Source organism: Pedobacter sp. AC190, assembly GCF_979258025.1.
In genome coordinates this window covers 5,139,275-5,150,967 of record NZ_OZ409824.1, presented here as the reverse complement: position 1 = coordinate 5,150,967, position 11,693 = coordinate 5,139,275, and the positions used below count along the sequence as shown (strand labels likewise).

Sequence of the window (11,693 nt, the reverse complement as noted above, 5' to 3'; positions counted from 1 at the left end):
GTTTTTGAGGCTTTATTTTCTAATAATAGATTGTATGCGAGTTAAGTTCCTTCCCGCCACGCTATCTAAATTCGATGTTTTAGAGCTTTTCTGAAAGCAGGGGAGTGCTAAAATGTGAATCTTTTTACAGCTGAGACTCATAATCCTTCCAGGTGGGTAATCTAAAAACTGGGCTAAATTGTTTAATACAAATAAACTTTCCAGTTTACGGTTTTGCTGAAATATATTTTTAATCGTGCTTTCTGATAAATAGATTTTGGTTTCCAGGTAGATTTTTTGGGAAATTATTATATAATCCACTTGACTTTCTGGGTTTAGACCAGCTTTTTTGATAATCATGGTTTTTAGCTGTGCAATTTGTTCAGTATTATCCATGCGAAGAAAATTTGAGTTCGTTTATTTAATTTAGTCTCAGTTATTTATCTCTTGCGATGCATCATTTTATGAAGATAGCGCTTAGCTTTGAATAAAGAAAGTTTTTAAGATGGATTTTGTAGATTTATTATCTACAATGAATGGTGGAGTAGGGGTGACGGGGCTGGTTTTGAGAAGTAGGTTTTTAAATGTTAAAATAAAATATGAGTAATAAAATTTTGGTTCTGGATGATGATCCAATGATGCTTTTGAGTTTGGAATCAGTGTTCTCGGAAGCGGGTTATTTGGTGAATTGTATTTTAAAAGCAGATTCGCTTAAGGCAAGTATTGATGCGTTCTCTCCTGATCTGATCGTTTTGGATATTAGACTTGAAGATGGAGATGGCAGGGAGATTTGTAATACGCTAAGAAGGGATACTCAGACCAAGCATATTCCCATTATCTTACTAACTGCGCTTTCTCATAGTGAAATTAGTGAGGTGGGTTGTGATGCGGATGCGATCTTAGGGAAATCTTTTGATATGTTTAATCTACTGATGACCACTAAGAATTTATTGAAGGGTAGTTGAGCTTTCACCATGTTAATTACGCAGTTTGGTATATGGCAAAGGGAAATATTTGAAAAAATTGATTAACGCCTTTTTAATGATTCTTTAAATGGTTGAAGAATCTTTTGTGGCTTATCACAGCCTTTCTTTCTATACTTTTCTCTTTAAGTAGCAGATAGCTTACTTTTTTAATTTTGCACTATGGTGTAAGTCTAAAAATCATACTCTCCCAGCTAATAATCGATTAATACCAAAAGTTGTGGAGTGCTCATTTTTAAGCATACTGGACAAACTAGTTCTTTTGATTCCTTCCCGCCGATTTACTAAGATGCAAGCAAAGAAAACTTTATAATAATTTTATTTCCGGTAAGACGGGGTCAATCTCCTCTGGCTTATCCAGCTTATAAATAGTACCTTCAACAGATGTGATGGAATAAATATAGTATTTTAAACGGACGATAGATTGGTAGGAAAAACTATAGACGGCCAATTATTATCAGGAGCGCCAACTCAATTCGGTATGACAATCAGAATCGGACTTAACCCGGACGTCTTAACAAAAGCTAGTAAAGAATACATACTTGTCAATATGTACCACGAAGCATTGCACGGATTTCTTAAATTGAAGTTACAAGAGTTAGGACCCACAGAGTTTGCAGCTCAATTTAGCTCGATAAATTCTAATGGAGGAAGAACTTTATTCAGAGCAGGTGAAGCCCATTATGAATTGGCAGCTGTGAATTATCTTAGTGGACTTCGTGATGTAATAACTAATTTTAATTCGAATTTTGACATAGCAAGGGCTGCAGTATTAGCAAGTCACGGTATATTTCCGCTTCGCTCAGGTGATGCAGCCATTAATATGCACGAGAGAGATACTACAAAACCAGGTTACACAGGTACGAAGTGCCCAAATTAATTAATATGATGAATCAACTAATAAACTTGAAGGTATTTTTGGTAGTGACAATGCTAGTTACATGTTTTTCAGAAAAGCTAACAGCACAAAATACTGACAAAGATGGATCACCAAAATATTATCGAATTCACAACGTGATAACGACTAGATATACTTTCGATGTACTGAATGATAGCATACCATTGTACACTTTTTATTTCAAAATAAATGTAAAGAAAATCGGCAAGACTCAAATTGTGAAAGTCACAGCAAATGATAGTTTGGCTTATTCTATGTTCACGTCCTATAAGAAATATAATTCATTCGAATTTGGACCATATATGAGTAATAAAAAAGAGGTAAATATCATCTTACCGATATTGGTTCTGAATAATGATGGCAAAGAGTTCTCAGCTTTTAGTAAAGTCCCTTTAATTAGCGTTAGTGAGGTAGTAAAGTTATTTGAAAGGATTTTATACTTAACGAGGTCAGAACCTAACATCCTTATGCTCGGTATCATGCGAGTAGAGAAACTAAATATTCCAAAAAAATAGCAAACAGTACGAATCGGTCTCTCAGACTGATTCGTATGCTTAATACTAATGATTTATTGATATTTTCATTCAAGAATTTTTTAATTGTCATCAACCAAAACCTGACAACCTGGAGCAAGGTTTTTCTCAAGGATAGCCGATTTTACTTTTGCTAAATGCCTTCTTGAATTGAGAGGTGTTCTTGCAAGCTGAATATTGATAAATCAGCCGTTTTTGGTATGCGGGTTTTTTCTGTGCTAAGTATTGCTTTCATAGTTATCGTATTATCGATTCATAATCAATTTATCTTTAGGTACTGGCAATGTGTGGATTTTCACATACATGGCTGCGTGTTCTCCTGTTCGCACGATGCAAATAATATGGTGATCAGTAATATCGCTGGTAATATGTATGTCGTTTAAATTTTTAGTTTTTTAAAAGCTTAATACTTGCGTTCCATAACCATCTATTATGATATCGTCCTCAACTTCGGTTATGTAAGCCTTATGGATGGCAAGTGTGGCGTGTCCGATGAGCTCTTTCGTAAGAGTCGTGTTTTGGCTTGTTTGATTAGCCAGAACAGCGAAGCTATGCCGGGCAATATGGCTGGTTACCAACAAGCTTTGTAATACGCTTTAATCTCGAGCTGATTATGGCTGTGTATTTCATCGATTGTGGGTCTTTTCCACTTTTGGTGGTAGGCTAAGCCTATTAGAAAATATGAATGATTGAGTCGTATTGACAAATTTAGAAGTTTATATGGATTGGAATTAGGTACATTGTTATCCTCCAAACTTGAGATTTCTGTTAACAAAATCCGTTTCGATAATTATGCACTGTCTTTTCTATAAGGTGAATTATGGAGTACAGAACATAAATGAGATGCATTGGGAATTACGCTGGGGACTGCCTTAGGATCTGCCTATTTTCGGGATACCAAAGTTTTGATGCGGATTTATGGCGCAGTCCATTCATCAACGAAATAGCAGAAGACTAACTATGTAGTAGATGGCTTGTAAACCGTCGGAGACAATCTCAAGCGATTTCTTGATGGAGGACTAAAAAGCCATCCAGCCAAGTAATTGTATTAGGCGGGAACATATCAAAAGCATTTTCACGCTACGGAAAGCAGCTAAATGATCTGCAGGTAAGGATAAATATTCACAACTCGATGAGACTGCTGCAATTTGTGGAGCCGCCACGTGTTGGATGAACGGATATTAATCCTATGTCGCCAAATCCAATTGGGAAGATTAAGCCGGGTAGCATTTTTCGACCAACATGATGGTTATTAGATTAGGGTAACTTTGCTTTGATAAATTGACCAGCTTCCCATAAGTATAAGGCTGCCAAAGAGTTTATTTATACCGGCTTTATCTAATTCTGATTGCTGTTTTTATCTTCAATTAAACGCATTAGAAGCCATTTTAGTTTTGATTATGAGTTTTTGATTGATAATTAGAATTTTAAGAGGGCTATAAGGAATAAGTTCAGTATCATGCTAATTCTGAAAATTTGTAATATTCTGGATTTTAAATACAGCGAATATGTATTTATAGCCCCCATTAATCCATGTTTTATCACATAGCCAAGTGTTGGGATAAGCCAGCCATGCGCAGTTATGTATTGGCCCTAAAAGTAAAGAAACAGAAATAAAGGCGTCATTGATCTGATTTATTTTTTCATATATTAGGGCTTAGAGGATCAGAACGGGCGGGTTGTCAGGATGAGCTTTTAACAACCAAATATTTAGGGAACGAAATTATGTCGAAGGGATTAAGCGAGAAAAATGCTACAGGCCCCGCTGTAGAGATGAATGAAATTGTTAAAGTGGCATCAGTTGCCGGAATAATTTGTGGGAGTGCTTATTTTATCTTGGGCCGTACAGGTCAAATATTCGAAGGCAATGGCAGAAATAAAATTTTAGAATACTATTCAGAGAAGGAACTCTGGGCGGTTTTTTCCAAAGCCATAGAACCTGCTAAACTCGAAATAAGTATGCAGTTAACGGGTAAAATGCAAATAGCCTTCCCGTTTTTTAAAACTTTTCCTATTAAAGGCAGTGATGGCACCGCTCTGGGTGCGCTGTCGGTTTTTGATGAAAAAACAATACTGTTAACCCCAGGACAAACCGAGGCAGTAATAATTTTGTGTAGTCAACTCGCCCGTATCCTTGAAGAAGATTCTTGTTCAGATCTTGAAAATTATTCGGAGCTATTTGAGCTCTCCGAAGACCTGATCTGTATCTGCTCTACAGATGGGGTAATGGAAAGCGTCAACCCTAGCTTTCAGCGGATTCTTGGCTGGAACCATTTGCAAATCATAGGCAAATCACTTTTCGATTTTGTTGCTGAAAAGGACAAACGAAAGACCAGGGCTAAACTTGGCCGCTTGGTATCCAAGGCTGGGAGCGTCAGCTTCACCCACAGGCTGCTTACCAGGCAAAATGATTATCGTACTGTTGAATGGGTAGCGACTGTGGTGCCGACAACAGGCAAGGTTTCTGCTATAGGCCGTGACATCACCGAGGAAATTGAAAAACAGAAAAAGCTTGCTTTGAGTGAAAAAAAGTTCAAGGTTTTTTTTGAAAATTCACAGGGTCTGATGTGTATCCACGATCTGGATGGGAAGTTTATTTCTGTGAACGAATCTGGGGCACATATTCTTGGCTACACAAAAAACGAACTTGACGGGAAGGGGCTTTACGATATCGTGCCAAAGAAAAGGCATGACTATCTGGATGAATATTTAACGGCAATCGCAAAACTCGGACACGTTAAAGGCCAGATGATTACCTGTGCGAAGGATGCTACAGAAAGGATTTGGATGTTTTCAAATGTGCTTCAGAAAGATGATCAGGGCGAACAGTACGTAATCGGAAACGCTGTCGATATTACCGAGCGCCATGCACTGGAAAATGATCTTCGGCATACCAAATCCATCCTTGAACAAACCAACAAAGTGGCCAGGGTAGGGGGCTGGGAACTTGATGTCATCAAAAAGGTGATTGAATGGACACCAGTTACCAAAGAAATTCACGGGGTTGAGGAAACCTTCGTTCCAGATATTAATACGGCGATCGATTTTTATAAACCGGGAGAAAGCCGGGACAAAATTACCAGGGCCATCCACGAAATCATGCAAAATGGCACATCCTACGATCTTGAACTGGAAATTGTCAATGCCCAGGGCCGGGAGTTGTGGGTACGCGCAATCGGGAATGCAGTTTTCATAGATGGCATATGTATACGTCTGTTTGGCACCTTCCAGGATATTGATCAGTCCAAGCGCTCAGAGATTGCTCTGGGTGCCTCCAAAAAACTTTTGGATGATGTTCTAGATGCGGCTGCTGACCTTTGTATTATCGCTACAGATAACAATGGGCTGATCACTGTTTTCAACAAAGGCGCAGAGGACCTTTTGGGTTATTCAGCTCTGGATATGCTCGGGGCACCAATGCCGGATTTTTTTGATCGCGGTCTCAAAGCTGGTCTGACTGATGAAAACTCACAGCACCCATCTACTCAGGTCAAAAATCTTGGGTACTTTTTCGCCAGACGGGGCGATGCCCGTGCCTCACTGGACGAGTTGGTCTATTTCTCGGCAAATCACGAGCGTTTTGATGTCTCTCTTGAGGTATCTTCAGTCACTGATCCCAAGGGAGAAAGCGTGGGTTATCTGGGGGTTGCAAGGGACATTACTAAACAAAAACAGATGGAAGCTGAGCTGGCTACTGAACGCGCACGCCTTCTTGCTTTTATTGAACACACTCCTGCGGCAGTAGCCATGCTGGACAACGATATGCGCTATCTCGCGGTAAGCCGAAAATGGGTGGAGGACTATAATTTTAAGGACAAAGATCTTATTGGAGCTTCACATTATACTATGTTTCCTAATCTGGACCAGGAGCGTAGGCTTCGCCATAAAGAGATTTTAAAAGGCAAGGTCGATAGAAGGGAAGAGGATGTATTTATAGATTCCCTAACAGAAGAGCAGCATTTCATTACCCTGGAAATGAGGCCATGGTATAAGTCGGCGTCTGAGATCGGAGGGATGATGATTTTTACCCAGAACATATCAGGCATGATCGCCCAGCGTGAAGAACTCAGGGCGGCGAGGATACATGCGGAAGAGGCAAATCTGGCCAAGTCCGAGTTCCTTGCCAATATGAGCCACGAGATCCGAACCCCGCTGAACGGGGTGATCGGATTTACTGACCTGGTGCTAAAGACCAAACTCGATGAGACCCAGCAGCAGTATCTGCGTATCGTGAGCCAGTCAGCAGGCGCACTGCTCAATATCATAAACGACATACTTGATTTTTCAAAAATCGAGGCTGGAAAATTTGAACTGGATGTAGAAAAATGCGATCTTTTTGATATGGCCTGTCAGGCCACCGATATTACAACTTATCAGATCCAGTCTAAAAGCCTGGAAATGCTGCTGAACCTTGCCCCGGATCTGCCAAGATTTGTCTGGGCGGATGATGTACGTCTGAAACAGGTTTTAATCAATCTACTTGGCAATGCGTCCAAGTTTACCGAGCAAGGGGAGATTGAGCTGAAAGTTGAGATAATGGAAAAGGCAGGCGGAAAAGGCATGTTCCGCTTCAGTATCCGGGACACTGGAATTGGTATACAGCATGATAAACAGGATAAGATTTTTGAGGCCTTTGCACAGGAGGATTCCTCTACGACAAAAAAATATGGCGGAACAGGGCTCGGACTGACCATCTCGAATAAACTGCTTCGCATGATGGGCAGCAAACTCCAGCTCATGAGCAGCCCAGGTATCGGAAGTACTTTTTACTTTGATATTCTGCTTGATTGTGAGCAGGGGGAGGCCGTAAGTTGGGAAGAGATTGACTCGATAGACCATGTTCTAATTGTTGACGATAACGACAACAACAGACGCATCCTGGCGGATATGTTAGAATTAAAACATATCGAAACCGATCTTGCGAAAAGCGGGTTTGAGGCCCTGCAATACCTGGCTGAGGGAAGACGCTATGATGCTGTACTGATGGACTATCACATGCCCTTCATGGACGGGCTTGAAACCACTGCCAAAATCAGGCAGGCTTTTTTTTCTGACCAGGAGCAGTTGCCGATATTGTTACTCCACAGCTCGGCAGATGATAATACGCTGATCAGCGCAAGCCGTACGTTACATATCAGCCACCGGATGGTCAAGCCCATTAAGATGCCAGACCTTTATAGTGCGCTTTCAAAGCTTCATGTTGTGGATGCAGATCAAGGTTCCCAGGCTTACCACCCAGCTTCTTTAAGCAAAGTTCCAGGCCATAAAGCGGACTGCACCATACTGATAGTGGAGGATAACGAAGTTAACAGGTTCCTGACCCATACCCTAATCACTAAGATTTACCCAGGGGCGACGATTTTTGAGGCTAAAAATGGCCAGGAAGGCCTAGAGCAGTTTATGAGTGCCTCTCCGGATCTTATCTTGATGGATGTGCAAATGCCTGTCATGAACGGCTACCAGGCTTCCGCCGCAATAAGGGCCGCCGAAAGAACAGGACGAATCCCCATTATTGCGGTCACCGCGGGGAACGTTTCCGGAGAAAGAGAAAAATGCATTGAAGCGGGAATGGACGATTTTGTTACCAAACCCATACTCGAAGGCACGCTTGAAGTCGTTCTTAAGCGATGGGTTGATGGGATAGCAATACACTTAGAAAGTCCAAATGCTCATGGAGATGTGGATTCCAAGCATTTCGATCCAGGCAAACTTAAGGTATACTATGGTGAGAACATGGCTAAACTTGCGCGTATCGCATCCCTTACCATCACCCAGTTACAACAAGCTGTCGAGGATCTAAGCAGGTATATCACAAATGAAGAACTGGAAAATATTCAGTTGTTGGGCCATAAGGTTTACGGGACCTCTGTATCGGCAGGACTGATCAATCTGGCAGTGCTTTCGCGTAAAATAGAGGAAGTCGAAAGCTCGGACAAAGTATCATTGTCAGAATTACATAGGGATTTTAATGAGGAAATTCTCTTAGTAATCGACATATTGACAACCAGATATCTTAACGAGCCAGTAGAATAATATTTATTCCCTCAAATCTCCTGTAGTAATAACCTTCAGGAGATTTAAAATTCGTTGCCTGGTCTGGTCGATGATAATTCTAATCACCATACATTCCTCCGCTTTCGCCCCTTGATCGTCCAGTGAGTGAAATATTTAGGGGTTTAACAATTCTCTTCTGATACTTCCCTTCAATCTTTCTATATATCCAACGCTGGATGAAAACGGTTTGATGTTGGCTTTCCTGGCTCGATAACAATTAGTCTAACATTGTCTTCCCTTGCCTATTCATCCAACTTATTCGAGATAAACACCGTTCCATTATCCATTCTTATTTTTTGGAAGCCCTCTACATTGTTTCAACTAGATACAGGCTCTTGTAACTCGCAATGCTGGTAGTGAATAATCTCATCTCCATAACAAGCATCTCTCTGATGTAATCATCAGCGATGTTCAACAACCTCAAATTTCCTTACATTCCAAAGCTCATCTCCCGTAAAATCCATAAACTAGACCTTATCTACCTTTGAAATACATTCGTTAACCAGATTTTGTGACTCATATCGTTTATTGAAGATAAAATAATGCTTGCTATGCTACGCTATTACATTTGGGGATAAGGGCTATAATGTATGCTACTAGGAGCATTAATTGTAGTTTACAAGCACGAACGCGCCTACTTTTTAAGTCTATACAAATACCAGTCTACCCACTGGAAATTAAAACCGCAACTATCGCATTAGCCAAACTTTGATGGTTCATTGGTTATGGCTAAGCATTACATTTAGCAAAGGTGGTTCGTCCACTCTTCTACGTGCTCAGCTACCTTGCAATTTTTCTTAGTAGCACGTGGATGTCGAAGGGCTTGCTAATATTCTTCAGCTGTACATCTAGGGGTCATCTGCGGCAGATCTGTATGTGCACTCATCATTAGGATAGGAGTATTTTTGTTGCCTCATCTGATTCTAAAAGTTTATTAGACTTCCAGACCGTTCCCATCATGAAGAATCACATTTAGGATAAATAAATCTGGGTTCGAATCCTTTTTGGAGAAGAAGTCATGTACTTTGCTGTAGGATTCAACCTGATACTGCTCTTCTAGAAGCAGTATCTCAATGATGTTGATGATGCTGGGATCATCCTCCAGGACGCAAAAGGTTTTTTCCTTAATCAAAATAAAATTTTCATCTGGATTAAATCAGTTGGAGATATTACCGTTTTTAATCCTCCAGATCCCTAGCTCCGCCCGCCTCATATCTGTCCGCTCCATGCTCATCCTCATGGACAATGAGTGAATTCGGCGCAGCGGAGGACGGGTTACTTCCCGTTCCTGATGTCTTTGGAATGGAGACTATTTCATTATTATTCTCTGTAGAGGGCTGGGGATCTTGCTTATTTCCTAAAGCGGCCTGAGCCATTTTCTCTTGGTCCGTTAAGCCTTGTGATTGTTCATTTTTAGTTTCTATGTTAGCCATAACTTCTTGTGTTTGTCTTAGTCAACAATATGAACAATTTAAAGTTTGAGATATATGGAATATTGATGGTAATCATATTGAATTCATAAGAAATTAAGCTATTCTATATTTATCGATACTCTTAAGCTCAAGTGTCGCGTGATCATTATATTATCGAATCAGAAAATACTGGTAAGTGTTTTTTGCTTTCCTTTTGCATGTATACATCGTCTACTAAACTAAAAATTTATTTTTTTGAAAGCGCTTTGAAATACAAAGTAAATATTTATATCTTTGATCTATAAATAAAAACAATATGACAGGTTCAGAAAATTTAACCAAAAAACCAATGTTCACATCGCTTCTTCCAAGAAGGGTATTGATAGGTGCTTTTATTGCTTCTGCTATGGTTGGCATCTTTGTCCTCGGTGCTGGTCCTGGCAAGCCCGAATGGGGCGCTTACTGGCGGTTGAAACCCTTACTGCTAACTCCTTGCCTTGGCGCGGTTGTCGGACTCTGCTACGATGTGACCCAGCCCTTACGCAATATTAATGGGTGGCCTGGCCGCATTTTTTTGGTAATGAGCATTCTAGGGGGGGTAATCGGTTTATGGATGAGCATGATTATTGGCCTCGCTGGTACGATGTGGGATTAAGGTCCTTTTTACAAAATATTTGCTTCTTGTTTCACAGTGACTCGCCCCCAAAGTTATTTGTCGTTTTCGAGTTATATACTAGAATTAGTTTTTACTATTGTTTGCTTACCTTGTGACAAATCTCAGGGCAGATAAGAGAAACCTAAACTCTACACCAAAAGTAAAATTGGTTGGTAAATCATTTTGGATTTGTGGTTTATTTCGCCAGACCAAGCAGGGGAAACGTAAAGATAGTATACATTTGTCAACAACAGGATTTCGGGATAACAGAAGATGAGAACGGATAGTAAATTTCGTTCGCTTGCCCGCAAATTGGATCAGCGCCTGCTCTGCTGGAAGAGGTGGTGTTCAGAGTTGTAGTATCAGGCAATGGTCTGGTGGCAAATTTTCTAGTGAACGCAAAAGAGAAACGCCGTCCAATCTTTGAGAGATACGCGAGAAAGTACTCAACCCTAGAAAGCCAATGGTTTAAGCTTAGGTGTTAGCTTTAATCCAATGGTTGGCAGCTCTTGCAGTCAAATGCTTTGCGAATTCAAGCTCATGTTGCAGTTATCCACATCTTTTGTCGTTGTGTATTCCATCATCAAATGGCAATATCTTACGGCTATTAGTCAACTTGATGTTTTTCAATTCTGGAAGATGCGCACATGAACTGACCAGGATTCACTTTGGGTATTTTATATTCGGTACGCCTGAAAGAGAAATATACAGCCGTTACTGGTTAATGAAGGTTAACATTCTTATACTGCCAAAGTACATTGATAATTTTCCAGCTACCATTGATTTTAATAATGTGCATATAGTCAATCCATTCATCCGCGATTAACTTGACCGATGCTGTACGTTCTGAAACATCAAGTAGTAAGAGTTCTTTTTTTGGTGATAAGGGAAATTTGACGCCACCTTTATTGTAGCTTTCCGCAAGTAGAACCATGGACTCGCTCGTTGTTTCGCGGATATAGTCCTTACCCGTAGCTTTGTCTTTCCAAAAGGTACGTTTGACCATTCTTGGATGCAATGCCCTATCCATTTGCTTAGCATTGGGTTTGTGCTGTGATTCTATATAATCGAGGGCGGCCCGCCTGATTTCGGTACTATCCCTTTTTGTCTGCCCGGTAACAGTCTGTGCGGCAAGCATCAAAAACAGGCATAAAAACGTGTATTTTGTATTCATCATTT

Annotated in this window: 8 protein-coding genes; 5 read left to right on the top strand and 3 right to left on the bottom strand. The window is 40.4% G+C overall.

All coding sequences use genetic code 11. The features are described from left to right. Positions 1-12: 12 nt before the first annotated feature. Positions 13-375 (bottom strand): hypothetical protein, encoded by a 363-nt coding sequence (locus ACZZZI_RS22445; protein ID WP_463491576.1) that lies wholly within the window; start codon positions 373-375, stop codon positions 13-15. Positions 376-578: 203 nt separating this feature from the next. Between ACZZZI_RS22445 and ACZZZI_RS22440 the strand changes: the two genes are divergently transcribed. The 4 genes from ACZZZI_RS22440 to ACZZZI_RS22425 all read left to right on the top strand — a co-directional run bounded on the left by ACZZZI_RS22440 (position 579) and on the right by ACZZZI_RS22425 (position 8,426). Next, on the top strand, positions 579-944 hold the full coding sequence (locus tag ACZZZI_RS22440; protein ID WP_463491574.1) for a response regulator: 366 nt from the start codon (positions 579-581) through the stop codon (positions 942-944). A gap of 568 nt (positions 945-1,512) precedes the next feature. Continuing rightward, a complete protein-coding gene (locus tag ACZZZI_RS22435) occupies positions 1,513-1,842 on the top strand; it encodes a hypothetical protein (RefSeq protein WP_463491572.1) in 330 nt (109 codons plus the stop codon). Between the two features lie 134 nt (positions 1,843-1,976). Continuing rightward, complete coding sequence (locus ACZZZI_RS22430; protein ID WP_463491570.1) at positions 1,977-2,375, top strand: hypothetical protein; 399 nt, start codon at positions 1,977-1,979, stop codon at positions 2,373-2,375. 1,743 nt (positions 2,376-4,118) lie between these two features. Continuing rightward, positions 4,119-8,426, top strand: coding sequence for a PAS domain-containing hybrid sensor histidine kinase/response regulator (locus ACZZZI_RS22425; RefSeq protein ID WP_463491568.1), 4,308 nt, complete (start codon positions 4,119-4,121; stop codon positions 8,424-8,426). 1,199 nt (positions 8,427-9,625) lie between these two features. Here ACZZZI_RS22425 and ACZZZI_RS22420 read toward each other — a convergent pair. Continuing rightward, the gene (locus ACZZZI_RS22420; RefSeq protein WP_463491566.1) at positions 9,626-9,880 is read right to left on the bottom strand and encodes a hypothetical protein; all 255 of its coding nucleotides are present in this window, start codon (positions 9,878-9,880) and stop codon (positions 9,626-9,628) included. A 295-nt stretch (positions 9,881-10,175) separates the two neighbouring features. Here ACZZZI_RS22420 and ACZZZI_RS22415 point away from each other — a divergent pair, with 295 nt between their 5' ends. After that, positions 10,176-10,514, top strand: coding sequence for a hypothetical protein (locus ACZZZI_RS22415; protein WP_463491564.1), 339 nt, complete (start codon positions 10,176-10,178; stop codon positions 10,512-10,514). A gap of 721 nt (positions 10,515-11,235) precedes the next feature. Here ACZZZI_RS22415 and ACZZZI_RS22410 read toward each other — a convergent pair. After that, on the bottom strand, positions 11,236-11,691 hold the full coding sequence (locus ACZZZI_RS22410) for a nuclear transport factor 2 family protein (protein ID WP_463491562.1): 456 nt from the start codon (positions 11,689-11,691) through the stop codon (positions 11,236-11,238). Positions 11,692-11,693 lie beyond the last annotated feature (2 nt).